This is a genomic window from Synechococcus sp. R5-13, from assembly GCF_047462015.1.
Lineage (GTDB): Bacteria > Cyanobacteriota > Cyanobacteriia > Thermostichales > Thermostichaceae > Thermostichus.
Genome location: NZ_JANSIL010000119.1, coordinates 25,999 through 51,467, shown reverse-complemented (window position 1 = coordinate 51,467; position 25,469 = coordinate 25,999). Strand labels below are relative to the sequence as shown.

At 59.6% G+C, this 25,469-nt stretch carries 22 protein-coding genes, 1 tRNA gene and 1 pseudogene; 11 read left to right on the top strand and 13 right to left on the bottom strand.

Going from position 1 to position 25,469, the window contains the following annotated elements:
• Positions 1-262, bottom strand: a pseudogene (locus NW840_RS09630) (hypothetical protein); the annotation flags it as partial.
• 223 nt (positions 263-485) lie between these two features.
• Between NW840_RS09630 and NW840_RS09625 the strand changes: the two are divergent.
• Positions 486-1,613, top strand: a complete 1,128-nt coding sequence (locus tag NW840_RS09625) for an iron-containing alcohol dehydrogenase family protein (protein ID WP_414343894.1) — start codon at positions 486-488, stop codon at positions 1,611-1,613.
• Positions 1,614-1,637: 24 nt separating this feature from the next.
• Here the strand turns inward: NW840_RS09625 and NW840_RS09620 are convergent, their stop codons facing one another.
• The 3 genes from NW840_RS09620 to NW840_RS09610 form a co-directional block, all read right to left on the bottom strand.
• Positions 1,638-2,579: a DMT family transporter gene (locus NW840_RS09620; RefSeq protein ID WP_238376852.1), complete on the bottom strand. Its 942-nt coding sequence runs from the start codon at positions 2,577-2,579 to the stop codon at positions 1,638-1,640.
• Between the two features lie 248 nt (positions 2,580-2,827).
• Complete coding sequence (locus tag NW840_RS09615) at positions 2,828-3,949, bottom strand: glycosyltransferase family 9 protein (RefSeq protein WP_414343892.1); 1,122 nt, start codon at positions 3,947-3,949, stop codon at positions 2,828-2,830.
• 127 nt (positions 3,950-4,076) lie between these two features.
• Positions 4,077-4,883 carry a hypothetical protein gene (locus NW840_RS09610; RefSeq protein ID WP_414343891.1) on the bottom strand — a complete coding sequence of 269 codons (807 nt, stop codon included), beginning with the start codon at positions 4,881-4,883 and terminating at the stop codon, positions 4,077-4,079.
• Positions 4,884-5,337: 454 nt separating this feature from the next.
• Here NW840_RS09610 and NW840_RS09605 point away from each other — a divergent pair, with 454 nt between their 5' ends.
• On the top strand, positions 5,338-6,618 hold the full coding sequence (locus NW840_RS09605) for a DUF4912 domain-containing protein (RefSeq protein ID WP_414343890.1): 1,281 nt from the start codon (positions 5,338-5,340) through the stop codon (positions 6,616-6,618).
• 102 nt (positions 6,619-6,720) lie between these two features.
• Here the strand turns inward: NW840_RS09605 and NW840_RS09600 are convergent, their stop codons facing one another.
• Positions 6,721-7,752, bottom strand: a complete 1,032-nt coding sequence (locus tag NW840_RS09600; RefSeq protein WP_414343889.1) for an anthranilate phosphoribosyltransferase family protein — start codon at positions 7,750-7,752, stop codon at positions 6,721-6,723.
• A gap of 108 nt (positions 7,753-7,860) precedes the next feature.
• The gene (locus NW840_RS09595; protein WP_414343887.1) at positions 7,861-8,823 is read right to left on the bottom strand and encodes a LysR family transcriptional regulator; all 963 of its coding nucleotides are present in this window, start codon (positions 8,821-8,823) and stop codon (positions 7,861-7,863) included.
• A gap of 124 nt (positions 8,824-8,947) precedes the next feature.
• Between NW840_RS09595 and NW840_RS09590 the strand changes: the two genes are divergently transcribed.
• From NW840_RS09590 to NW840_RS09580, 3 genes are all read left to right on the top strand, one after another.
• Positions 8,948-10,099, top strand: coding sequence for a serine hydrolase domain-containing protein (locus tag NW840_RS09590; RefSeq protein ID WP_414343886.1), 1,152 nt, complete (start codon positions 8,948-8,950; stop codon positions 10,097-10,099).
• A 55-nt stretch (positions 10,100-10,154) separates the two neighbouring features.
• Positions 10,155-11,234 (top strand): XdhC family protein, encoded by a 1,080-nt coding sequence (locus tag NW840_RS09585; protein WP_414343884.1) that lies wholly within the window; start codon positions 10,155-10,157, stop codon positions 11,232-11,234.
• 13 nt (positions 11,235-11,247) lie between these two features.
• Positions 11,248-11,321, top strand: a tRNA-Met gene (locus tag NW840_RS09580).
• Positions 11,322-11,339: 18 nt separating this feature from the next.
• Here NW840_RS09580 and leuC read toward each other — a convergent pair.
• The 3 genes from leuC to NW840_RS09565 form a co-directional block, all read right to left on the bottom strand.
• Positions 11,340-12,743, bottom strand: a complete 1,404-nt coding sequence (leuC, locus tag NW840_RS09575) for a 3-isopropylmalate dehydratase large subunit (protein ID WP_414343883.1) — start codon at positions 12,741-12,743, stop codon at positions 11,340-11,342.
• Between the two features lie 189 nt (positions 12,744-12,932).
• Positions 12,933-14,024, bottom strand: coding sequence for a polysaccharide deacetylase family protein (locus NW840_RS09570; protein WP_414343882.1), 1,092 nt, complete (start codon positions 14,022-14,024; stop codon positions 12,933-12,935).
• Between the two features lie 64 nt (positions 14,025-14,088).
• Positions 14,089-15,123, bottom strand: coding sequence for an NAD(P)/FAD-dependent oxidoreductase (locus NW840_RS09565; RefSeq protein WP_414343880.1), 1,035 nt, complete (start codon positions 15,121-15,123; stop codon positions 14,089-14,091).
• Positions 15,124-15,329: 206 nt separating this feature from the next.
• Between NW840_RS09565 and NW840_RS09560 the strand changes: the two genes are divergently transcribed.
• The 5 genes from NW840_RS09560 (at position 15,330) to NW840_RS09540 (ending at position 20,222) form a co-directional block, all read left to right on the top strand.
• Complete coding sequence (locus NW840_RS09560; RefSeq protein ID WP_414343879.1) at positions 15,330-16,295, top strand: SPFH domain-containing protein; 966 nt, start codon at positions 15,330-15,332, stop codon at positions 16,293-16,295.
• A gap of 12 nt (positions 16,296-16,307) precedes the next feature.
• A complete protein-coding gene (gene rimM, locus NW840_RS09555; protein WP_011431990.1) occupies positions 16,308-16,847 on the top strand; it encodes a ribosome maturation factor RimM in 540 nt (179 codons plus the stop codon).
• Between the two features lie 201 nt (positions 16,848-17,048).
• Complete coding sequence (gyrB, locus tag NW840_RS09550) at positions 17,049-18,977, top strand: DNA topoisomerase (ATP-hydrolyzing) subunit B (protein WP_414343877.1); 1,929 nt, start codon at positions 17,049-17,051, stop codon at positions 18,975-18,977.
• Between the two features lie 222 nt (positions 18,978-19,199).
• Positions 19,200-19,811, top strand: coding sequence for a glycerol-3-phosphate 1-O-acyltransferase PlsY (gene plsY / locus NW840_RS09545; RefSeq protein WP_414343876.1), 612 nt, complete (start codon positions 19,200-19,202; stop codon positions 19,809-19,811).
• Positions 19,812-19,853: 42 nt separating this feature from the next.
• Positions 19,854-20,222 (top strand): gamma-glutamylcyclotransferase, encoded by a 369-nt coding sequence (locus tag NW840_RS09540; protein WP_414329655.1) that lies wholly within the window; start codon positions 19,854-19,856, stop codon positions 20,220-20,222.
• Here the strand turns inward: NW840_RS09540 and NW840_RS09535 are convergent.
• The 4 genes from NW840_RS09535 to minC form a co-directional block, all read right to left on the bottom strand.
• Positions 20,200-22,548 (bottom strand): cation:proton antiporter, encoded by a 2,349-nt coding sequence (locus tag NW840_RS09535; protein WP_414343875.1) that lies wholly within the window; start codon positions 22,546-22,548, stop codon positions 20,200-20,202. The two genes, NW840_RS09540 and NW840_RS09535, sit on opposite strands and share 23 nt — an antisense overlap.
• Before the next feature lie 397 nt (positions 22,549-22,945).
• A complete protein-coding gene (gene minE / locus NW840_RS09530; protein ID WP_011431985.1) occupies positions 22,946-23,248 on the bottom strand; it encodes a cell division topological specificity factor MinE in 303 nt (100 codons plus the stop codon).
• An 89-nt stretch (positions 23,249-23,337) separates the two neighbouring features.
• On the bottom strand, positions 23,338-24,144 hold the full coding sequence (minD, locus tag NW840_RS09525; RefSeq protein ID WP_414343874.1) for a septum site-determining protein MinD: 807 nt from the start codon (positions 24,142-24,144) through the stop codon (positions 23,338-23,340).
• Positions 24,141-24,875 carry a septum site-determining protein MinC gene (gene minC / locus NW840_RS09520; protein ID WP_414343873.1) on the bottom strand — a complete coding sequence of 245 codons (735 nt, stop codon included), beginning with the start codon at positions 24,873-24,875 and terminating at the stop codon, positions 24,141-24,143. The genes minD and minC overlap by 4 nt, the downstream gene beginning before the upstream one ends.
• 172 nt (positions 24,876-25,047) lie before the next feature.
• Between minC and NW840_RS09515 the strand changes: the two genes are divergently transcribed.
• On the top strand, positions 25,048-25,353 hold the full coding sequence (locus tag NW840_RS09515) for a hypothetical protein (protein ID WP_414343871.1): 306 nt from the start codon (positions 25,048-25,050) through the stop codon (positions 25,351-25,353).
• The last annotated feature ends 116 nt before the right edge of the window (positions 25,354-25,469 follow it).

Here is a 25,469-nt window from a genome sequence, read left to right as displayed (position 1 = left end):
GTAACGGTCGATTGGGGGTGCTGTAAACCACCCCAGAGGCTCGTGGTTGGCTTGCCAACTGCAGGGCTACCGAAAGCCCGCCCTGTACTGCGAAGGTCAGGGTCGGGTAGTTTACTTCTCGCAGCTCGGTATCGTGCTCCAAACCATAGCGGCGCAGCAGGGATCCCAAGTAGGCCAATTCCTGGGGTTCCAAATGCCCATCGGCCCAAGCAGAGCCGGCCACAATTTTGAGCATGAGCTGGTGTTGGGTCGCAGGGTTCATAACGGGATCCCTTGCTGAGAACTGTCAGCGATCCGGAGGCCTTAGAGGCTGAAGAGTTGAGGGGATGACCAGCTTCAACAACTATAGCCAGACCTTAGGTGAGCCATCTGCATTCGCGCCAGCGGTGCGCAGCCCTTTTTGCGGCTAGAATCGTTATCTGTATTCACGGACACTGAGCTACCGCGATAGCGGGACGGAGTCCTTTTTCTCGCCCATTCTTGCAATGCTGAGCGCCTCTCCTTGCCAATTGGATCTTGCCATTCTGGCCCCAGGTCGGCTGTACCGCGGCAGCGGCATTCTGGAAGCTGTGCCCCTTGCGGTACTGGGATCCCGCGTGCTGGTGATCGGGGGGGAACGCTCCTTGGCTGTAGTTGAGGCCCCCCTGGAGCGCAATTTCGCCCGGGATCCCGCCCTCCAAGTTCACTGGACTACCTACGGGGTAGATTGCAGCGAGTCCGAGCTGGCGCGTTTGCAGGCGCTGGCCATGGCGGAGTCCACAACCGGCATCTTGGGGGTAGGCGGGGGCAAGGCTCTGGATACGGCCAAGCTGGTGGCCCACCGGCTGCGGATCCCCGTGGTTACCGTGCCCACCTCTGCTGCCACCTGTGCCGCCTGGAGTGCCCTATCCAATATCTACTCCAACAGCGGCGCTTTTCAGCGGGATGTGGCCTTGGATCAGGCCCCAGCCGCCTTGATCTTGGACTACGACCTCATTCGTCAGGCTCCCCCTCGCACCTTGGTAGCCGGGATCGGAGATGCCTTGGCCAAGTGGTACGAGTCTTCTGTCAGCAGCGGCGCATCGGAAGATGCCCTGGTGATTGGGGCAGTGCAGCAAGCCCGTGTCTTGCGGGATTTGCTTCTCCAGCAATCGGCGGCGGCCCTGCGGGAGCCGGGCGGAACCGCTTGGAAGCAGGTGGTGGATGCTTGCATTTGCCTGGCGGGGATCGTCGGCGGCATGGGTGGGGCTAAGTGTCGCACCGTGGCCGCCCACGCTGTCCACAACGGGCTAACCCACTTGTCGGGGCACCGGGCCACCCTGCACGGCGAGAAGGTGGCTTTCGGCATTTTGGCCCAGCTCCGCCTAGAAGAGATCCTGCAGGGAAGCCAGTTGGCGCTGGCAGCACGTACCCAGTTGCTGGAGTTCTACCGCCAGGTGGGGTTGCCCCTCAACTTGCGGGATCTCAAGCTAGGTCACTTGGGATCCGCCGACCTGCTGCATGCTGCCCAAGTGGCCTGCCAGCCAGGATCCGACATCCACCACCTGCCCTTCCCCGTCAGTCCAGAAGCCCTGTTGGTGGCCCTTACCACCACAGACCTGACCAGCTCCAGCCCTGTTCTCCCTCGGCTGTAAGTCCTGGCAGAGGATATCTGTCTGCTATCCAACTCCGCCGGTACGGGCCTGGGTCGGCATTGTGGGCAGGCGGGCTTCGCCGTAGGCTCCAGAGGTGGCGCCCACCAAGATCAAGGCTCCGCCCATCCAAGTCCACCCATCCGGGATCTCGGCAAACACCCAAAACCCGATTAGGCTGGCCCAGAGCAGACGGGAGAAATCCAGAGGCAGCAGCATCGTCACCTCAGCCAGCTTGTAGGCCTGGGCGAGGGCCACCTGGCCAATGCTGCCCAGTAGCCCCATGGCCACCATCCACAGCCACTGCTCAGGAGAAGGCCAGGTCCAAACCCAGACGGCAGCCAGAAAGGAAAGGGGGGTCTGCAGCAGGCCCATGTAGGCCGTAATCGTGAGGCTGGACTCGGTGCGGGAGAGGATCTTGAGCACGATGGTCACCCAGGCAAAGAGTGCTGCCGCCCCCAAGGCCAGCCCTGTTCCCAGAGAAAACTCTCGGAAGCCTGGCCTCAACATCACCAAAGCCCCGGCAAACCCCAGGCCCAATCCCAGCCAGCGGGACGAGCGCATCTGCTCGCCCAACACCCATACCGCCATCGTGCCGGCAAACAAAAGTTGAACAAAGCTCAGCGCCGTAGCTTCTGCCAGAGGCAACAGGCTGGCTGCCCAAAAGGAGAGCAACATCCCCACCGTGCTGATCGCCGAGCGCAGGAGGTAAAACTCCATCTTGGCGGTGTGCAGAGACTGGATCCCAGCCCGCAACACCAGCGGCGACAGGGCGAGAAACCCGAATAGGTTGCGCAAAAACACAATCTGAAAGGGGTGAAGGGCGGGAGTGTTGAGCCGGATGATCGCGCCTAAACAGGCAAAGCAAGCAGTGGCCAGCAGCTTCAGGGCAACTCCTTGCCAGAGCCTTATTTTTCCCCACTCTGCAAAGCGGCTCAGCTGGTGGCGATACCACATCTCCAAAGTCACAGCTCACACCCAAATGGTTTAGGCACTAAGTTTTCAGCCTTGAACTCTCAGCTTAAACGGACTTCCAGGGATCCGAACTGCGCCCCTGGGCACTCCTTGCTGCCCACCGGCCCCCCTGATTCCCAGGGGGAAAAAGATGGGGATCCCAAGACATGGCCATTTCAAGTAGCCATGAAACAACTCACCCCGTCGCTCCATAGCTCCCCTCTCTCTTTGGGAGAGGGGCTGGGGGTGAGGGCGTGGAACCTCTAGGTTTGCTTGAGAATCTCTTTCAAGTAGCCGATGACCGTTTCCGGCTTGAGATGGGCCATACAGGGATGACCCTCCACCAGGCAGGTTTCGTTTTTGAACTTGTTCTCTGCGCAGACCCGGCACTTGTAGGCGGTTTGGGTGAGATAGACGTGGGGCAGACGAGGAGCCCACAGTCGCACCGGGCTGGCCCCATCCCCATCGGCATCGTTGCCAAACAGGGCAATGGTGGGACAGCCCACTGCCGCCGCAATGTGCATCGGCCCCGCATCCACGGAGATACACACCCGCGCCCGCTTCAGGGCCCCCGCCAGCTCCATGAGGCTGGTTTTGCCCCGCAGGTCAACCATTCCCGTTTGCGCCAGCAGTTCGTCTTCGCTGCTGCCGCCGTGGTAGAGGGATCGCTGCAGCTCCGGCGCGCTGCCGATTAGCCCCACCTGCAGGCCCTGGCCTTGGCACCACTGGATCACCTGCCGCCAGTACTCCAGAGGCCACATCTTGGCGCGGCGGGTAGTGGTGATGTGCACCAAGACCTCTGGCACCGGAAAACCGGGATCCCGGCTGGGCAGCTCCAGGCGGAAAAAATCCGTCTCCACGTACGCCAGGCGACAGAAGATTTCGGCGATGTAGTTGCTGGTGAGGATATCTTTGTAGCGCTGCAAAAACTCCAGGCCGTTCCAGTCGTCATCCTGGAGCATGCGCTGTACCGGGTCGGAGCCGGGGTCCAACTTGCGGCGAAAATCCAGAGTCAAGCCGGCCCCGGCAATGTACTGGGGGCGCAGGGCCGTTACCGCCACCAGGTTGAGCTCGCTAAACTCGTCGCAGTTGATGGCCAGATCGTAGGGCCCGGCCTGAGCCACCCGTTCTCGCACAGCAGCGGTCAGGGCCTCGAGGTAATCGGGACGACGGCTGTAGAGAGGAAAGCTGAAGTCGATGTAGGGGCAGTGGAGCTCAAAGTCGCGGGTAATCTCGCTGCCAAAAAAATCCAGCACACAGCCGGGGTATTTTTCCTTGAGGCCCCGCAACAGCGGGATGGTAACCACAAAATTGCCCACCTTGCTGGAGGAAAACACCGCCAGGTGGGGATGTTCCCGCAGAGGTTGGTTGGCAAACCGTTGCATAAGGCTGGGATCCCCAGGAAGATATCAACCCCGCTGGAGGTGGTGCGGGTGGTGCAGACAGAGCACTTTTGCTAGGCTAGCATTCCTCTGTCCTGTGCTTTGATGGCCATGCTGGGATCCCTGGGCCTCAGGGGAGACTGGCTTGGCTGCCATCCCAGATGACCACCACAGCAAAGCGATCCAGAAAGCCATCTGTCGCATTCATCTGGCGCAGACTAAAAGCATCTTCGGCGGAAATCACCAGGTCGTAGCCCAGGGTGCGGATGGCACGAATGCGGTGAGGCCGTTCCCCGATGCGGTTCACCAGTGAGCGGGCCTGCTCTTCCGAGGTGGCATAGGCAGCTGTGCCCTCGCTGCCCACAAAGGCCGCGTTGAGGTCTTGGCCAAGAGTAACGGGGGTATAGACTTGATTGCCATCGGGATCAAACAAGCGCATTGACTGGCTAGGCAAGAAATCTAAGCCCCGCGCATCCACAATCAACCCTGTCACTTGCGGTTCCCGCCGCTGGGATCCCGCTTCCAGACCCGCTCCACCCCCTGGCCCTTGGCCTGTGCCCATCCCTGAGCCAGGGCTGGCTCCGCGCACCCCACTCTGGCCGCTGCCCGGCCCGACCACTTCCCCCTGCCGGGATCCAGAGCCACTGCCGCCGGGGCTGGTGCCGAACTGCCGCAACAGATCCAGATCGAAAACCGGGCCTTCTGCCACTTCTCCATGGCCGGGTTGGGCCGGCTGGACTTTTGGATCGGCTTGATCTGTTTGTGGGAGCGGAACAGAATCCTGGGTTACTGGACGCCAGGGCGTTGCTTCAGAAGCGGGCAGGGTAGGGGATCCCCCTTGCAAGCGGTAAAGGGGAGGAAACAGCGTTTGGGCATCCACAGCTTCCACCGGCAAGACCGGCCCCGCCAGCAGGATCCCCAGTGCTGCCCAGCTCACTTGGATCCGTATGCCTTGAATCCTATACTTCCACCACCTCATGCCCACACCTCTTGGCCTCAAAACCTGCGGCCCGCTCGGCAACCGCTCATCCTCCCCCATGCTACCCAGGCAGGGCCGGTTCGGCAGGGGATCCCGCGCAGTCTTCCCCTTGGCTTGAGAGCAGCTGGGGCTCCTGGCCTCTCCCTAAAGGTGGGTCGGAGAACAAGAGATTGATCCCCAGCGATCCCCAGGGTCTTGACCGACAGGCAAAAATACGCAAACATGGGTTCATCATTCTTGATGATCCCCGTTGATCCCCACCTGTGGTCATCAGCGGCTGGAGAGCCCGAGGCAAGCCGATACATCAGCAGGTTCAAGGTTGTCCTCAGAACCACAAGCTGGGATCGGCCCATAGGACAAAAGCTGGAGCATTGCACGAAGCCCGATTTGTCGAAGACAGGAGACCCCGACCATGCCACAAGAGCGGATCCCGTTGGAAGAAATGACCATCCGGCAGTTGCGGGAAGAAGCTGCCCGCTATCAGATCCCCAAGTACAGCCGCATGACCAAAGACCAGCTGATTGAGGCCATTCGAGAGGCCCAAGTCAAAGCTGGCCGCCCTGTCGATGCCATGCCGGAGCCCAAGGGGCAAGAATCGGTCACCCAAACGAAGTTTAGGGGTCAAGAGGTTGCCGGCAAGACGGATCTGGCCGATGTGGACAAAGGGCTGGGCGATTTGCCGGGCGGTTACGGGGAAAGCCGCATCGTTTTGCTGCCGCGGGATCCCCAGTGGGCCTACGCCTATTGGGATGTGCCCAACGAGGCTAAAGAAAGCAAGCGCCGCGAGGGCGGCCAACAGTTGGCGCTGCGCCTCTACGATGTGACGGATATCGATTTCAGCTACCAGCCGGCCCACAGCATGCAGGAGTACCCCTGTGATGAGTTGGCGCGGGAGTGGTATTTGCCGATCCCGGTGAGCGATCGTTCCTACATTGTGGAAATTGGCTACCGGACGGCAGATGGCCGCTGGCTGATGTTGGCCCGCTCGGCGGCGGTGATGGTGCCGCCAGTCTTTCCCTCCGACTGGTTTGAAGAGCATTTCCTGACGGTGCCCTTCGACATGGCTCTGCAGGGCCGCACCCTTTACCAGCTCAGCGAGCCCTACAAGCGCAGCGCCACCGGCATGGGCGTGGTGGACTACAAAGGCGATGAGCCGCAGCAGGGTGCCACGGTCGATCCCTTCCTGGAAATGGTGGGTGGCTTTGAGGCGATGCGGGTGGCGGGATCCCTGTTTGGCAGCCACCAGATGGGCAGCCGCCAATTGGTGCCGGAGCAGGCCATCAGCTCGTTTATCATCCCCTCGGGTGTGGGCATGATGGGGATGGCCATGGCGGAGGTGCCCGCTGCTCCCTGGATGGCTTCAGGATCCGGCCTGGGCCTGTTCTCGGGGGCTTCCGAAGTGCTGCCGCAGCGCTCTCGCAAGTTCTGGTTGGTGGCCGATGCCGAGCTGATTGTCTATGGGGCCACAGAGCCGGATGCCACCGTTACCATTGGCGGGCGCAAGATCCAGCTCAACCCCGATGGCACCTTCCGCTTCCACATGGCTTTCCCAGACGGCAACATCGACTTCCCCATCTTTGCGGTGGCTGCCGATGGCGAGCAAAACCGGGAGATCCACATGACCTTCGACCGCCGCACCCTCTCCCGCCGCACCAACACCAAAGAAGAGGCCATCGAAGAGTTGTTGCCCTGAAGGATCCAACCTTTCCCTTCTCGCCCCCTGGAGCTGGCCGGGGGGCTTTCTTTCCTGGGCTGGAGAGCTTGACTCTAGTCATCGAAACAGGGGATCCCAGCCCTAGGAGAGGTCGATCACCCGGATCAGTTGTTTCAGCTTCTCCATCACCCGTCCAGAGCGAAGCAGGTCTTCCGCCTGTTGGATCCCTTCTGGCAAGGATGGGGCGTGGCCGAGGAGCCACAGATAGCTACCCCCATTCCAGAGAGCGGCTGGGGTGAGTTCACAGGGATCCCCGCTGAGCACCTGCTGCATCTGTTGGAGCAGCTCTTTCTCGCCGGAGAGGGGAATCTCCGGGCCTGCCAAGTGACAATCGCGAGCCTTCAAGAGCAGCCGTTTCCCGCCCTGGTTGAGAATGGCCGCCCGTTCCCGCGGCAGGTCGCAACTGCCTTCCAAACCTTTGACGGTGGTAAATTGCCGAATCTCCCGCAGGGCAAACAGCTCCAGCATCGTGGCCTCGGTGGGAGGATGCACATAGCCGGCCACCAGGTGAAAGGGGCCTTGGTAGGGCGTCCAGACCAGCTCCAAGGTGGCCAAGGGGGGGCGCTTGCCGATTTGATCCCGGTAGTCCATCAGAGCCTGAGCCTGGGGAAAACAGGTGGGCAAATACAAAAATCCCAGCCCGGTTTGTTCCAGCAGTTGCCCCACCCGCTCCAGGGATAGCCCTCGCCAATCCACCCCCAAGCTCCGCCACACCGCTTCCAAGGGCAGCCCATACTTGGTGGGACAGAAGCCAGAGCCATGCAGCAAAACGGCTGACCCTGCCGCTGCCAGCAGCAAAGCCACCAGCACCCCCAGCGGTGCCGTCCGCGAGCGGCCATCGTAGGGATGGCCAAAGATGATCAAGGGATGAGGCAGATCCTGCCGGGGCAGAAGAGGGCCGTACTCTGCATAGGCATCCAACATACCGGCCAGCTCCTCGGCAGTGGGGCGCTTGATGCGGTGGGCAATTAAAAAAGCCCCGATCTGGGCGGGAGTGGCCTCCCCCCGCAGGAGCATTCGAGCAGCGCTGGCGGCCTCTGCCCGGCTGAGATCCTGGTGGGTGTGGGTGCCGCTGCCGATTTTTTTCAACAGCTCGCGAAACTCTTGGCTCATAGCATCGGCGGTCGGGAGCGCTGGGCTACTCAGGATAGGGGGAGATAAGGGCGGAACACTTGAAACTACCGATATGGGTATTTGACCAGAAATTTCTACAAAAGGTCTCTACAAAACCGACAACAGCCCAGCAGAGGGCCAATGGGGATCTGCGCCGGAAGCAGGCTCAGCATTACCAGACTGCCTAATCAGCTGGGCGGCCAACTGCAAAAACCGGCGAATGGGAGGGATCCGATAGCGATCGCTGGTGGTAACCATAACCACCTGTCGCCTCAAGAGGGGGGGCTCGGTGGGCCGCACCTGCAAATCCGGATCGGCGCAGCAGTCCACCAGGGCCGACTCCGGCAGGAGGGCAATGAGCTGCCCCTGTCGCACCACCCCCCGAAAGGCATCCAAGGTGTTCAGTTCCAGGGCTGCTTTCAGGGGAAGCCCCTGTCGGGCCAGATGGGATCCCACCAAGGAGCGCATGGCATAGCCATCTTTGAACACAGCCTGGGGATACTCTGCCAGCACCTTCCAGGGGATCCGCTCGTAGCGGCTGAGGGGATGGGTGGCGGGCATCAACACTTGAATCGGCTCCGAGTACAGTGGCTCCACCACCAGTTCTGCCCCCCGGGTCATCAGGGGATTCTCCATCACCAGGGCCACGTCCACCAGCCCATCCCTGAGCACCTTCAAGGCGCGGTCGCTGCCTAGAGCGGTAACCCGCAACTGCACCTCTGGGTACTCCCGGCAAAACTGTTGCAGCACCGGCGGCAGTTGATGGGCGATCAGAGAATGGATCCCAGCAATGCAGAGCTCAGTTTGCTGGCCCTGCAGCCATTCTCGAATGCTTTCCTGAGCCCGCTGCCATTCCTGACAGATGCGACGGGCATGGGGCAAAAGCCGTTCCCCAGCTACGGTTAGAGCCACCGGGCTTTTGCGATGCAACAGCGGAGCGCCCACTGCTTCTTCCAGGGCCTGGATCTGGCGGCTAATGGCCGATTGGGTCAGACCGCTGAGGCGAGCAGCGGCCAAAAAGCTGCCCGTTTCCACCACGTTCAAAAAGGCTTGCAACAACTCCAGCCGCACCTGGGATCCCTTGATGATGTAGCCTGCCGTGGTGGCATCCTAGCTGGGGAAGCGGTAGGCTTTTGTAAACACCGTTACAAGTTGTTTGTTGGACTGGGGATCCCCAAGCCAGGAGGAGAAGCAGATGGGTTGGGATCCAGCCTTGCTGGAGGGGCTGCTCAACTCTGCCATTCCGCACCTTTTCCCCGCTGCCCAAGTGGCCATCCGCCACAAGGGAAGGTGTATTTACTCAAGGGCGGCAGGTTATCTCGACCCTGAGACCCGGCGCCAACCAACAACCTCGGCCACCCGTTTTGACCTGGCCTCGCTGACCAAGCTCTACACCGCCACCGCCTGCATGGCCCTGGTGGAAGCCGGAGTGTTGCTGTTGGATCAACCGGTGAGTCTCCTGTTGCCGGAGTTTCAGGGATCCCGCCCCATTGCCCCCTATGAAGATCCTCTGCAGCCGGGGAAATGGATTGCTGTGGAACCGGAATCCTTAGGCCAGCTTGTTGCAACAGAACAGGTGACGGTGCGGCAGTTGCTGGCCCACACCGCCGGTTTGCCCGCCTGGCGGCCCCTTTTTCGACAGCCCGATGCCGAATCGGCCCGGCACATGGCTTTGCACACCTTTTTGGCCTACAGACCAGGATCCCGCACAGTCTACAGCGATCTTGGATTGATCCTGCTGGGGCTGGCTTTGGAACGTCTGAGCGGAACCCCTCTGGATCAGATCTTGCATGCCCGGATCTTGCGGCCTCTGGGCCTGAGCCAAACTCAGTTTTATCCGGGGGATCCTTTCGACCCACCCCCTGTCTCTGTCTCTTGTGCCCCCACCGAGCTGTGTCCTTGGCGAAAGCGCCGCCTACAGGGGCAGGTTCACGACGAAAATGCCGCCCGCCTGGGCGGGATCGCCGGCCATGCCGGACTATTCGCCACGGCAGAGGAAGTAGCCGCTTTCGGAGAGAGTTTTTTGACGGGATCCCTGCTGCAGCCCCAAACGGTGAGGGAAATGACCCGCGAGCAGTTGCCTCAGCAAGGGGATGCGCACTGCTGTCACGAGCGCCGGGGTTTGGGGTTTGCCTTGCGCTCTCCCGATCCCTTGGCCAGCAGCTCCCCGTTCAGCCCCAGCGCCTTCGGCCACACCGGCTTCACCGGAACCTCTCTGTGGATCGATCCAGAGCGGGAACTGGTGGTGGCGCTGCTCACCAACGCCGTCTACCACGGTCGGCAGGAGAACGGATTCCAGGCTTTCCGGGTTGCCTTCCATCAGGCCATCCTAGAGGGGCTTTCTTGATCATTGAGTCCCTGACCGTTCCCGCTAGGGTGCCGTAGGCATAACCGAGGCTGAGGTGGACGAGACCTTTTACCGACAGTTGGCAGATATGCTCTCCCGCGGGCCGCTGGTGGTGGCCACCGTGATCCGCACCCAGGGATCTGTGCCTCGCCAGGCGGGGGCAAAACTGGCCGTGGGATCCGATGGCACCCTGTTGGGCACCATTGGCGGTGGAGCTGCCGAAGCGGAAGTCATTGCCCGAGCGCAAACCCTTTTGCAGGCTGCCGTTCCCGTTGGCGATGGCGAGAGCAGCGCGGAGCACTTCGGCAAGACGGAGTCCTGGCCGGCTGGGATGCCGGTTTCCCTCGATCTCAACAGCCCTCCCTTGGGCGTTTGCGGGGGACGGATGCACATTTGGCTACAGCGATGGCAGGGATCCCTTGCCCAAACGTTGGCGGCCCAGATCCTCCAGGCTCTGACCCAAGGGCAAAGGGCTTGGCTGATCACCCCCCTCGATCCTCAGGGGTTCCCCTACCTCAGCCTTAGCGACAGCGGTGCGGAGCACTTTGCCCCCCTGCCATCCCGCCCACAGCTCCTCGCGGGATCCTGGGTCGAGCCCCTCCTCCCTTCCCCCACCCTGCTGATCGTCGGAGCGGGCCACTGCGGCCTGTCCCTGGCCCAGATCGCCCATTTGGCCGGCTTTCGCATTTGGGTTCAGGACGATCGCCCGGACTGGGTAACCCCTCAGCGCTTTCCCGTTGCCGAGCGGCTGTGCTCAGAACCCTTTGCCCAACTTATCCCCCATCTGCACAGGATCCCGCAGCTCTACATCGCTCTTGTGACCCGCAGCTACAGCCTCGATTGCCAAATCCTGCGGGCCATCTACCACTCCGGCCTGACCCCCCACTACCTGGGGATGATCGGCAGCCGCAAGCGGGTACAAACCGTACTGCGAACCCTGGCCCAGGAAGGGATCCCGGAGACCGCCTTCAGTCGGCTCTTTGCCCCCATCGGTCTGGAGATCCACGCCGAAACCCCCGCCGAGATTGCCATCAGCATCACCGCCCAGCTCATCCAGGTGCGACGGGGATCCCCGAAGAGAATGCCCGGCGAAACTCAAGGTGTAGGCTTGCCGGTTAGCCGGAGGACAAGCTAGGCTAGAAAAGCGCCGCGGGGTAGAGCAGCCTGGTAGCTCGTCGGGCTCATAACCCGAAGGTCACTGGTTCAAATCCAGTCCCCGCTATGCCTGAGAGACGGTTGGTTAAAGCAGTGTCCGCACATCCACCACCTTGCCGCTGACTGCCGCTGCTGCCACCATGGCCGGGCTCATGAGCAGGGTGCGCCCGCTGGGGGATCCCTGGCGGCCCTTGAAGTTGCGGTTGGAAGAAGAGGCGCTGATCTGGCGCCCCACCAGCCGATCCGGGTTCATCGCCAAACACATGGAGCAACCGGGATCCCGCCACTCAAACCCCGCCGCCTCGAAGATCTCCCGCAAGCCCTCCTGTTCTGCTTCCTGCTTTACCCGTTCTGAGCCGGGCACCACAAACGCCTTCACCCCTGGGGCCACCCGCCGCCCCTTGGCAATCTTGGCTGCCTCCCGCAGGTCGCTCAAGCGGCCATTGGTGCAACTGCCGATGAAGCAGACATCCACCGGTGTCCCTACAATGGGATCCCCCGGCTGCAAGTCCATGTAGGCGTAGGCCTCTTTGGCCAGTTCCCGCTCGCTTTCCGGCAGATCCTCGGGGGCAGGGATCCGCTCATCCACCCCAATCCCTTGGCCGGGGGTGATCCCCCAAGTAACCGTCGGCGCAATATCTGCGGCCTGGAAGACCACCACATCGTCGTAGCGGGCATCGCCATCGCTGGCCAGGCTTCTCCACCAGGCTACCGCCTCTTCCCAATCGGATCCCTGGGGGGCAAACTCTCGCCCCCGCAAATACTCAAAGGTCACCCCATCGGGGTTGACGTAGCCGCAGCGGGCCCCTCCCTCGATGGACATGTTGCAGAGGGTCATGCGCTCTTCCATGCTCATGGCTTCAATGGCGCTGCCCCCATACTCGTAGGCGTAGCCCACCCCGCCTTTGACCCCCAGCTTGCGGATGATGTGCAGAATTACATCCTTAGCGTAAACTCCCGGCCCCAACTTGCCGTGGATCTCAATGCGGCGCACCTTGAGCTTGGACAAAGCCAAAGTTTGGGTGGCCAATACGTCTCGCACCTGGCTGGTGCCGATCCCAAAAGCAATGGCCCCAAAGGCCCCGTGGGTAGAGGTGTGGCTGTCCCCACAGGCGATGGTCATCCCCGGCAGAGTTAACCCTTGCTCCGGGGCAATCACATGCACGATCCCCTGCCGACCGGAGCCGCTGTTGTAGAAGCGGATGCCGTATTGCCGGCAATTGCGCTCCAATTCCTGGATCATCTCCTCTGCCAAGGGATCCGCAAAAGGCCGTGCCCGGTTGTCGGTGGGAATGATGTGATCCACGGTGGCCACCGTCCGCTCGGGAAACAGAACCGGCAGATGACGCTCCCGCAGCATGGCAAAAGCCTGCGGACTGGTCACCTCGTGAATTAGGTGCAGGCCGATGAACAACTGCGTCTGCCCAGAGGGCAAAATCCGCACCGTATGGGCATCCCACACCTTATCGAATAATGTCCTCTCGCTCATCTTCCTCGGCCCGCAGCCAAGTCCTGTAAACTTTCAATGTGCTACTTGGGGAAAAGCTTGTCAAGGCACAGGCCTCCGTTATCTCTGGGCAACGTTGCTGAGCTGAGCGAGATGCAGCCCTTCTTTGAACATCCCCAGCCGGCAAAGGCGGGTCGGAGTCCTCAAGCCAGAAAACCTGTTGCCAGCCCTTCAAACGGGATCCCTGATGGCCGGCCAGGGCAAAAAGCGATAGCCCGCCCCTTCAATGGCGGCGACGATATCCGGCAGGGCCTCTGCGGTGTGGGGCCAGCGATCGTGCAGCAGCAAAACCAGGGGCTGATCGGAAGCCTGGATCGCCGGCAACTGGGCTCGAATGCGCTCCAAAAGTTGGGCTGCACTTTGGCCGGCGTAGGCATCTTCTGCGCTCATGTTCCAGTAAAGAACGCGATACCCTGCCTGCTCTAGAGAATGGCGCAAAGCAGAGTCTAGGCGAAAACCTCCCGGTGGGCGAACAACCAGTTGGGGATCCAAGTTCAGCGTTTTGAGCAGTTGGGTTGTCTGATCCACCTCAGCATAAAACAGCTCGTTGCTTCCGTAGAGACGTTGATAATCGTGGGTAAAAGTGTGATTGGCTATGGTGTGGTGATGGGCCTGGATCAATTGAGCCAATTCAGGAAATCGGGAAACGTGGGTGCCGATAACAAAGAAAGTGGCCGGGATCTGAAGATCATCCAAAACCTGTAAAAGTCGGGGGGTGGATTGGGGCCAGGGGCCATCGTCAATGGTCAGAAAGGCAGAACGAGGTGGCACTTCCAGTAAAGGCCCCAGCATTTCTTCCAAGGGCAGTTGCAAAGGTTGGCTGTTTTCCGCCGGATCGAGAAAGTCGGGATCCGGGATCCAGCCATGCTGCAGAAACACCTGCACATGAGCGGGAGCAGGGGTAATCAGTAAACGCCCCGTCTGCTCATTTTGGTTGCCCCAGCTCAGCCGATAGAGCAGATCCGAAGCGACCTCGACGGTTGTTGTATGGGTAATGACTCCGTAGGGGATGTCGATCACATAATGCCCGTTCACCTCTTCTTGATGGATCCAGGCTGCCGAAGGAGCTGATAGATAAATGAGCAAATCTTGGGGATTGGCACCGCGCACCACCCGAATGCTTTCGATGGGGAGAATGAGGTTGTATTCCGAGGTGGCCGTCAGGTTCAGCTCAAAAAGAGGCTGGGCCTCTACCGTGCAGTAGTAGATCAGTCCAACCAGTAGGAAAACCAGGCAAAATATCAACGCTTTCAGAGAGTGCATAGGAATGGCTTAAGCCTTCGCAACCAATCATAGGACAGAAGCCACCCAAGCTCGATAGAGCCCATCAATTTAGTGAGGATCCGGAAGGCCCTGCTGGGCTTCTGGGTGGCGAGAGCAGGCGCTCTTCCCATTTACGTGCAGGTGAGGCCCGTCGGATGTCCCGCCAAATGGCTGTGGCAGCTAAGGTACCATCGGCAACTGCAATCGCCACCTGGTTCAGGCCCTGCTTCAAATCGCCCAGTGCAAACAGCCGCGGATGGGCAGTGCGACACCACTCGTCGGTCAGCAGGTTTTCCCCTTGCCATTTCAAGCCGGGGATCCCTTTCAAATAGGCATTGTGGTATCTGGCGCCCATCGCCACCAAGCCGGTAGTTGCTTCGATGTAAGTGCCATCTTCCAACTCCACACCCTGCAATTGATGGTTTTCTCCAAGAAAGCGGCGAATAGGAGATTCGTAGAGGGGGTAGCCATGATCCGCCAGTTTTTTGCGCATGTCGGGGCCGACCGAGCAGAGGCCGTGGGTCAACACCGAGATATAGGGTGTAAACCAGTTGAGGACAAAAGCTGTATTGATCCGATCTTCCGAATTGACGATCAACACTGACTTTTGATCCCGCATTTCATAGCCGTCGCAGATCATACAGACATGCAGTGAATAGCCGGCGTAGTCGTAAACATTCTGCATATCCGACAACCGAGGCAGCTCGTCCATAATGCCGGTTGCTGCAATCAGATATTTGCTCCGAAAAATGGGGTAGAGGCTGTTAACTTTTCCCACCTTGACTTTGACCGCAAAGAGGTCTCCCTCATCGGTGGCATCTTCCACAAAACCGCGCAGGTAATCTACCCCTAAACTGAGGGCGTGCTCTGTTCCCTGTCGCAACAGCTCTCGTCCGGGAGTGGTCGGAGGCAATCCCAGATAATTGCGCAAATCCTGCATCCAAAAAGAGCGGCCTCTGCCCTTCTCCACCACCAGGCAACTCAATCCATAACGAGCCAGATAGATTGCCGCCGACAACCCCCCTGCTCCCCCTCCGGCCACAATCACGTCATAGATTTTGCCCAAACCAACCTCTAGATTCCTGCTGCTCAGTTTCATAGACGGGATCCCCTCACGAGCTTTTTGCCGGGTGATCTCAGGTCGTTGGCTGCGGCCTGAAAAATCTTAAGAAACTCTATATGTTCCGAGGACTGCTTATCCTGCTGAGTCCACCACATTTCTGTTGAGGCGTGATCCAAGTGAAGGGAGCAGTCCCAGCAACCGTCTAGAATGGGGACTGAACTCCCCCTTAGGAGAAAAGCCCTATGCCAGGTATCTTAGCGGCCATTGCCCTGATCTTTGTCGGCTACCTGTTCAACTCGGTCAAAATCATCAGCCAGGGGTATGAGGCATTGGTGGAGCGTTTGGGCAGGTTTCATCGCAAGCTGACCCCAGGATTGCACTTTATTCTTCCCCCTATCGATAGGATTGTGCTCCAGGAAACCATCCGCGAGAAGGTGTTGGACGTGCCTCCTCAGCAGTGCATCACCAGCGACAACGTCTCTTTGATGGCCGATGCGGTGGTCTACTGGCGCATCACCGACATGATCAAGGCCCGCTATGCGGTGGAGGACGTGCAGCGGGCTTTGGTTAACCTGGTGCTGACGGCTCTGCGGGCAGAGATTGGCCGCATGGATTTGGATCAAACCTTTTCCTCCCGCGCCGAGATCAACGCCCGCCTTTTGACAGAGCTGGACGAGGCCACAGATCCCTGGGGGATCAAGATCACGCGCGTGGAAGTCAGGGACATTCAACCCTCTAAGACTGTGCAAGACTCGATGGAAAAGCAGATGGCTGCCGAGCGGGAGAAGCGGGCCGCCATTCTGAAATCAGAAGGGGAGCAGCAGGCCAGCATCAACCAAGCGGCTGGGGCCGCCAAGGCGCAGCTATTGCGGGCAGAAGCGGAGAAACGGGAGCGGCTGCTGTTGGCTGAGGGCACGGCTGAAGCCATCAAGACCATCGCCGCCACTTTGCAAGAGAATCCAGAGGCAGCCAATGCGTTGCAATACCTGATGGCGCAAAACTATATCGACATGGGCTTCAAGGTAGGCAGCAGTCCCAGCGCCAAGGTAATCTTCATGGATCCCAATTCGATCCCTGGCACCCTGCAAGGGCTGCTCTCCATGGTGGACGTGGCCAAGGGTGGGGAAGGATCTCGCGCGGCGGCCTCTCAGAAGCTGCGTACCCCGGCTTCTTTCCCAACCGAAGTGGACTTTCCGCGGCTCGACTGAGTTTGACCGACCATGATGGCCCGGGATCCCGATTGGCTGCTGGTGGGACAGGTGGTGGCGGCCCACGGCTTGCGGGGCTGGCTGCGGGTTAGGTGCTGGTCGGATTTTCCAGAGCGCTTCACAGAGCCTGGACCACGCTGGTTGCAGCGGGATACGGATCCCGAGCCCCTGCTGCACCCCTTAATCGAGGGGCAGTTTTTCCCGGCTAAGGGTCTTTATTTGGTGCGACTGGAAGGGATCCCCAATCGAACGGTGGCTGAGACCTGGGTGGGGGCTAGGCTGCTGGTGCCGGCTTCCCACCGCTTGCCCTTGCAGCCGGAAGAGTACCACTACCGCGATCTCATCGGCTTGGCCGTCTATCACCAAGGGGAGCTGCTGGGACAGGTTTCGGGGATTTTGGCAGCCGGCCAGGATGTGCTGGAGATAACGACCTCTGACCATCGGCAGGTGTTGATCCCCTTTGTGAAAGCCCTGGTGCCTGTCGTGGACTTGGAAAAAGGCGCACTGCACGTGCAGCCGCCGCCGGGGCTGGTGGAGAGCTTTCTGGGTTAGAGTTCGGCAAGACGGCCTGACTTCCGTACCTGCATCCCATCCTGAACTTGGCCCTCAGAAGCGTCTGTGTGGCCGTTCTAGCCTTTTGTGCTATCATGGGGACAGTTTTTTGATGATAAGCTGATTCCTGGCCTTTAAGGTCAATTTTTCTGGGTTTCTGTTGATCTTGGCCGGGAGCCTTCCTCGGGATTGGAGTTGGGAATGACGGAAAACTACGGTGCAGAGCAGATCCAAGTTTTGGAAGGCTTGGAGGCTGTGCGCAAACGCCCTGGCATGTACATTGGCTCCACTGGGCCGAAGGGGTTGCACCATTTGGTGTACGAGGTGGTGGACAACTCTGTGGATGAGGCCCTGGCCGGCTATTGCAATGATATTCAGATCAGCCTGCATCCCGACGGCTCGGTATCCGTTTTGGACAATGGCCGCGGCATTCCGGTGGACATCCACCCCAAAACCGGGCAGTCGGCTCTGGTTACGGTGCTGACGGTGCTGCACGCGGGGGGCAAGTTTGGCGGTGGCGGCTACAAAGTCTCCGGTGGGCTGCACGGGGTGGGCGTGTCGGTGGTGAATGCCCTCTCCGAATGGGTGGAGGTGACGGTTTGGCGAGAGGGCAAGGTTTACTTTCAACGTTTCGAGCGCGGGGCGGTGGTGGGATCCCTGAAATCTGAACCCCAACCCAAGGGATCCAACCGGCGGGGTACAGAGGTGCGCTTCAAGCCGGATGGGCTGATCTTTCCCGAGCGAGAGTTTGACTATGCCGTATTGGCGGCCCGCTTTCGCGAATTGGCCTACCTCAATGCCGGCTTGAAAATCACCTTCAGCGATCTGCGGCGGGATCCGCCTCACTGCGAAACCTATCAATATGCAGGCGGCATCAAGGAATATGTGGCCTTCATCAACCACGAAAAAACGCCCATCCACTCCGACATCATCTACATCCGAGGGGAGCGGGATGGCGTGGAGGTGGAAGTGGCCCTGCAGTGGTGCTCGGATGTGTACACCGATACTTTGATTGGCTTTGCCAACAACATCCGCACCAGCGAAGGAGGCACCCACCTAGAGGGCCTGAAAACCTCTCTCACCCTCACCATCAACAGCCAAGCCCGCAAACTCAACAAGCTGAAAGATTCCGACAGCAACCTGGCTGGAGAAAATGTGCGCGAGGGGTTGACGGCCATCGTCTCGGTCAAGGTGCCTAACCCCGAGTTTGAGGGGCAAACCAAAACCAAGTTGGGCAACACCGAGGTGCGGGGCATTGTGCAAACCCTCGTCTCCGAAGCGCTTGCGGAGTACTTGGAGTTCAACCCCAACGTGGCCAGGGGGATCGTCGATAAGGCCATCCAGTCCTTCAATGCTGCCGAGGCAGCCCGGCGGGCCAGAGAATTGGTGCGGCGCAAATCTGCCCTGGAATCTTCCACGCTGCCGGGGAAGTTGGCCGATTGCAGTTGCCGCGACCCGGCGGAGTCTGAGGTGTATTTGGTGGAAGGCGACTCTGCAGGCGGCAGCGCCAAACAGGGTCGGGATCGGCAGTTTCAGGCGGTGTTGCCCTTGCGCGGCAAGATCCTCAACATTGAAAAGGCGGATCCCGCCAAGATCTACAAAAACGCCGAAATTCAGGCGATGATCACAGCGCTGGGTTTGGGAGTTAAAGGCGATGAATTTGATCCCAGCCAACTGCGCTACCACCGCATCATCCTCATGACCGATGCCGATGTGGACGGTAGCCACATTCGCACCCTGTTGCTGACCTTTTTCTACCGCTATCAAAAGGCGCTTCTGGAACAGGGCTATGTCTATATCGCCTGTCCGCCGCTCTACAAAATCGAGTGGGGCCGCAACAATGTTCGCTATTGCTACAGCGACGCCGAGAAAGACCAGATCCTGCGGGGGCTGCCTGCCAACGCCAAGTACACCATCCAACGGTTCAAGGGTCTGGGGGAAATGATGCCTGAACAACTTTGGGAGACCACCATGAACCCGGCAACGCGCACCCTCAAACAAATCACCATCGAAGATGCGGTGGAGGCGGATCGCATTTTCACCATCTTGATGGGAGATGCCGTTGGCCCCCGACGGGAGTTTATTGAGGCCCACAGTGCCCATTTGGATCTGACAGCCCTCGATATCTAGAGCGATATTTAGAGAAAGAACTCCGTCCCGCCTCTGCCGGGGTTGTTGCTATGTCTGCAGCGCCCTATGTTGCTCCACAACGTTGACGCGACGGTGCTAAGGGAAACCGTGACGGTGCTGCAGACGAGGCCGCAAACAGCCAAAAGCTCCTGGACGGGGCAAGATCCCGGCTGCAGCTCAGACCCTGTGGCAAAGTGAGGGAGGAGCGCTCAAGATCCTGCCATGCCTGCATTCCTTACCACTCTTCTCGCTGCGCTGGGGGGCTATCTCCTGGGATCCATTCCAACCGGCTACTGGGTAGGTCGTTGGTGGGGAGGCATCGATATTCGCCAACAGGGATCCGGCTCTACCGGAGCAACCAATGTGTTGCGGACGTTGGGCAAGGGGCCCGCCCTGCTGGTGTTGCTGGTGGATGCTGCCAAGGGGGCAGCAGCAGTGGCTCTGGGATCGGCCTTGGGATCCGCGTGGTGGGTGGTTTTGGCGGCATTGTTCGCAGTGATCGGCCATAGCCGTTCCTGCTGGCTGGGCTTCAGGGGGGGCAAATCGGTGGCCACCAGCCTGGGGATCTTGTTGGCTATGGCTTGGCCGGTAGCCCTGACAACTTTCGGCGTCTGGCTGCTGGGGCTCGCCCTCACCCGCATCGTTTCCTTCAGCTCCCTGCTGGCGGCAGTGGCGGCTCCGGTGGTGATGTGGGCAACAGCTCAACCTTTGCCCTATTTGTTGTTTGCGTTGGCGGGCGGGGTGTATGTGATCGGTGCTCATCGGCGCAATATCGAGCGCCTACTGGCCGGGTCGGAGCCGCGCATTGGCCAAAAATGGACGCAATCTCCCTAATTTTCAAGGCACTGTGAAGCAGCTGTATTACTCCGCAACGCTATGCAACCGACCACAGTGGTTTTTGTCTACGGATCCCTGCTGCGGGGCGGCCAATACCACAGCTTGCTGCAGGGGGCAGAATTTTTGGGGACAGACAGCCTCAACCACATTGATCTTTACAGTCTCGGCCCCTACCCGATGGCAGTTCGTGGCCGAAACCGGCTCTACGGCGAGTGCTACCGCATCCCCTTGAGTCTATTGCCCCGATTGGACGAGCTGGAAGACCACCCGCGGGTGTACGAACGGCAGTGGGTGCAACTGGATAGCGGCACCTTTGCCTGGGTTTATCTGGGTCGGCCTGAGCAGGTGCAGGGGTGTTCCCTCATCCCCAGTGGCCGCTGGCTGGCTAGAGATCAAAGTGGAGCTTGACGCCCTCAACATACTGGGGCAGCACCAAAGACTCTATCCCACTGTTGTGCTCCGCACCGCTGTCGCGAACGCGAACGGCTGCCGACGGATCCCATTCTTGGGAATCAGACTCTTTGGCGGAGAGAGCACCGGCATCCACAGGGCTGGAAACGCGCTCCAGGTAGTAGATGCGATCCCCGCGTCGCCAAATGTCTGGCTCAGGCAGGTAGAAGAGCCGACCCGGTCGAGATGAGCCGCTCCTCAGCCGCTGCGGGCGCACCAACAACAAGGGCAGGCATAGATCGGCTTTGATTCGATAGGCAAACTGATCCCGCAGCCGTTCAAGGGTGGGATCCTCCAGTCCCATCTGGGCCAGGAAGGGATTGGGCAGCGCTGGTGCTGAAAAAGCGCTCCGCACCGCTGTCGGGAACGACTCTTGAGCCGTCAAGACATCAGCTCTATTGCTCCGCACTGCCTCCGGCAGGGTTGAGGCCGCATTCGCAGAAGCGTCACGTAGCGATAAAGGGAGAGGCAGGCCCAGGTCTGCCAACGTGGGTAGGGTGATCGAGCGCAGCTCAGCCCGGTTGGCCTCCAGATAGCCGGCCCAGCGCTGCAGTTGGGGGAAGGAAGGCTGCAAGGTGCGGATCCCTTCTGAGATGGGCATATCCGGCAGCAACACCGTCCAGATGGTGGCCGAAACCGAGAGTTTCACCATCAACTCGGCAATGGCCCAGTTCACCTGCGGATCCAGAGTCAGGATCAACAGAGTTTCCGCATGGTCGATATCGGCCTTCAACAAAGCAGACTCGTTCAGTACAGCTTCCTGCAGGGATCCGGGGATGGCTTCTGGCTTGCCGACTTCCTGGCTTGGGGCAGACTTGTGGGTGCCGTTGCCGTCAGAGGAATGAAGTTGTGGGGGCAAGCCATCTGCTGGACGACGCTTCGGCGTTCCTGACAGGGATGTGGAGGACTTACGGGATGGCGGGATGGAGTCCTTACCGTCTGTTGGGTGGGGAGCTTTGTAGCTGCCGTGCCCATTTTTGGAAGACCCAGAAACCAACGGGATCACCTCGACCGTCTGGTTGAGCGAGCGCATCAACTGGGCCAATTGGTTGGTGAGGGGATGATCGCCGATGATTATGGTGGAACTGCCCTGATCCAGACCCAGCCAACGGGCCACCCAAGCCGCGGTCAGCCCCTGTACCGTCACCGTCACCGAGATGGTCAAAAACACCAGCGCCTTGAGGGCATCCCCCCCAGTAATGCCCCGTTCTGTCAGCAGAATGGCAAACAAGGAGGCCACCGAAGCCGCCACAATGCCCCGAGGAGCCAGCCAAGCCACAAACAGCTTCTGCCGCCAATTCAGGTCGCTGCGCCAGGTACACAGCCACACACTCAAGGGACGGATGACCAGCATCAAACACAGCACTGTGGCCAGGGATCCCCAGCCCAGGGCAAACACCGCCTTGAGGGAGAGCGTGGCAGTCAGCAGGATAAAGATCACAGAGATGGCCAACACCACCAACTGGCCGTGAAACTGCCGCACACCCCGCTCGGCAATGGCCGCCTTCTGCCGCACCACCAGGCCCGCCATCACCACCGCCATCAGCCCCGCCTCCGATCGCAGCGACTGGGCCAAGGCAAACACCCCCAGGGCCCCCGCCAGCACCACCGAGTTGCGCAGCTCCTCGGTTAAAAACTGCCGCGACCAAAGCAGGAAGGATCCCATCAGCCAGCCCCCCAGCGCTCCCACCGCCGACCCGATGGCCAGACGGCTGGACAACTGTTCCAAGGCCATGAGAAAACTGGGATGGCCAGAGAGCACCACCTGCAGCACCACCACCGCCAAAATGGCCCCGATGGGATCGATGAGCACCCCTTCTCCTTCCAGGAGGGTGCTGACTGCCGAATCGACTCGTACCCGCTTCAGGATAGGGTTGATCACCGTCGGCCCCGTCACCACCACCAGGGATCCAAACAAAAAAGCCAGCCGCCAGGGAAACTCCCCCAGATAGTGAGCTGCTGCCGCTCCCCCCACCAAGGTCAGCAGGGATCCCAACAAAACCAAATTGCGCAGGCTATCGGATACCTGATTGAGACGTTGCAGCCGCAGGTTCAGTCCCCCCTCAAACAAGATCAGAGCCACCGCCAACGACACCAGCGCTTCCAGCCCGGATCCCATGACTTGGGGATGAACCCAGCCCAAACCATCTGGCCCCAGCAACAGGCCAAACAGCAGCAGGAATACAATGCTGGGCACTTTGACAAAATTGGCCAGCACCTGAGCAGCGATCCCAGCCACCAGGGCTAGCGTAAACAGGATCGTCAGCTCAAATGAATCTTGCATATTGAGGCTTAACCGAACGCAATAGCGGGACGGAGCCCTTACCTTTCCAGCTACTGAACGCCAACCCTCTCATTGTTTCCATCGTTTTGTTTCCATCGTTAACGTCGTTATTACTCCGCAACGCTAACGCCAATACAGACTGCTGGAAAGTCTCCAATTGTCAAGGGGGCTCTGCCCATCACGTCAGCAGTTCATGAGCTCGAACATGCAGAGTTAACATTTAGTTAATCTCTGTGTGCTGGCTCCATAAAGTTGCAAAAGCTACACCCAGCTCCACTCTTTCTACAGTACACACGACTTACCTCAACCTATCACAGAGCGAGCTTGACGACCACTCTGGCATTGGGAGCCCTGTTGGAATGAAGGCCAATTAACATGCTGCCAGAAATCTCCCCTTCTAGGCTTTCTCGCCTTCTGAGCGGCTGAGACCGGTCTCTAAGGGCTTAACGCGACGGATAGGCAGATTGGCAATAAGAGCAGTCGTTCCCCCTTCCGTGGCCAAGTGAAACTGCATCCCTTCTGAATCCAGCTCCACATAGCGGGACACCACCCCCAAAATCTCCAGGCGCATTGATTCCAGCGCCGCCGGGGTGAGGTCAGCGCGGTCATGGGCCAAGATCAGCTTCAACCGTTGCTTGGCTTGCTGGCGGCTGTTGCCGGAGTGCCGAGAAAAAAGCTGATCCAAAAAATCGAGGAGCATAGGTTTTGTTGGCTTTGTTACTCAGTTGTAAACAGGTCAAAATTGCCATTCCAATCTGGATAAAGTGGGGAAAAACGACAAAACAGTTGTCAGAGCACCTTTTGGTTTAAAAACCGTTTGGCCCGCTCCCAAAAAGACTCGCTCAAGCTGGCCAGCTTGGGAAACTCCACCGCTTCCCCTTCTAGCCGTCGGGCAATGCGCTGGATGGCCTGAGCAGCCAGAGTTGGATTGGCGGAGAGAACCAGGGGCTCCCCTTTGTTGGTGGAGACGATCACCTCGCGGTCTTCTGGAATAATACCCACCAACGGGATGGCCAGCACCTCCACCACATCTTCCACCGACATCATCTGGCCGGCTGCCACCATGTCCGGGCGCAGGCGGTTGACAATCAGCTGAGTCGATGAAATCTGTGCAGCTTCCAGCAGGCCCACCACGCGATCTGCATCCCGCACCGCTGCCACTTCTGGGGTGGTGATGATGATGGCCTCGTTGGCTCCGGCGATGGCATTGCGAAACCCTTGTTCGATCCCTGCCGGACAATCGATCAGCACGTAGTCATGGCTGCTGGCCAGCTTCTCGATCAACTGGCGCATCTGATCCGGATGCACCGCCGTTTTGTTGCGGGTTTGGGCTGCCGGCAACAGCGAGAGATGGGGGGTGCGCTTGTCTTTCACCAAAGCCTGCTCGAGGCGGCACTCCCCGGCGATCACCTCTAGGGCTGTGTACACCACCCGATTCTCCAGCCCCAGCAGCAAATCCAGGTTGCGCAGGCCAAAGTCTGCATCCACCACCACCACCGAGCGACCCAAGCGCGCCAGGGCAGTGCCCAGGTTGGCCGTCACGGTGGTTTTGCCGACTCCACCTTTACCAGAGGTTATGACAATGACTCGGCTCATACTCCTCTCCGCAGAAAATCCTGAAGGCTGGCGACGCAGATGACATCCTCCTGCAGGTAAACCACTTCAGGGGTGTTGGGCAGGGATCCACCTTCTGGCGGACGGGCCACTTGATCGGCAATGCGCAACTGAGTGGGCTCCAACTGCAAAGCCAAAATTACAGCTCCCTTGTCGCCGTCGGCCCCCGCGTGAACCAGGCCCCGCAAGCGTCCCCAAACCCAAATATCTCCTCCAGCAATGATCTCGCCGCCGGGGTTGAGATCCCCTAACAGGAATACCGAGCCCCTGTGACGCACGGACATGCCAGAGCGCACCGTCGAACGTAGGTACAGAGGTGTGGTGTCTGGGGGAGCAGGGGGAACTGCCCCCAAAAGGGAAGATTGCTCCACAGAATACCCCAACGTCGCTGCTGCAATCGCTGTCGAGCGGGATCGAGTTTGAACGCGCCACAGTTGCAGTCCATGCTGAGACAATAGGGCAGCAAGAAGTTGTAGGGTGGGCATGTCCAGCTCTCGCTGCTGGCTCCAGAGGGTGAGGGGAGCGACTCCGGCCCAGTAGGGTTTGCGGCTGCGCAACTGCCAAACCAGGTTTTCCCAAAGCTCCTCCCAAGGCAAGGTGCTGGGCAAGTGCAGATGGATCCCCTGGGCATCCGACCGAAAGTAAACGCTGCCCGTGGCCCAGGAGTCTGGAGATGGGGAGATTTCAGGGTTCCATGTAGGGGATCCCGTCATGACCGCCCTTAAACGTCTGCCTGAATATAGAGCCCTATCCTATTCCATTCCCCCAAGCCAGGGGAAACTCTCTCGGCGGTTGCCCTTGATAGCAAAGCGGTTTCGCTTGGGTGGCAGGACAATCTTGCTTCGGGATCGCTAACTTGAGGGTACTTGATGGAGCCAATTCCTGATGTTGAAACCTCGCCACACCCTCAGGCTGCTCGCGCCAGCAGGACAGGATCCTCTCCTCTCCAAGGGGTGGAGTTCTCGCGCGGTGAGACCGGTCGCCATTGCCCTACTCAGCATTCTTGCGGCATCTGGGATGGGATCCCCTGCCCATGCCCAAGATCTGGGCCGTTTGCTGATTCATGGCCTTCAGTGGCTGCAGGTGAGCCAGTTGAACGATGCCCAAGAGGTGAGCTTAGGCCGCCAGATCGATCGACAAGTAAACTACCCGACTCTGACCGCTAAGCGGTACAGGGCGGGCTTTCAGTAGCCCTGCAGTTGGCAAGCCAACCACGGACCTCTAGGCTGGTTTACAGCAGCCCCAAAAAGCGCAATTACGCTTGCACCATTAAGGTCCATTATACTTCATCAAAGCGCATTCCTCCC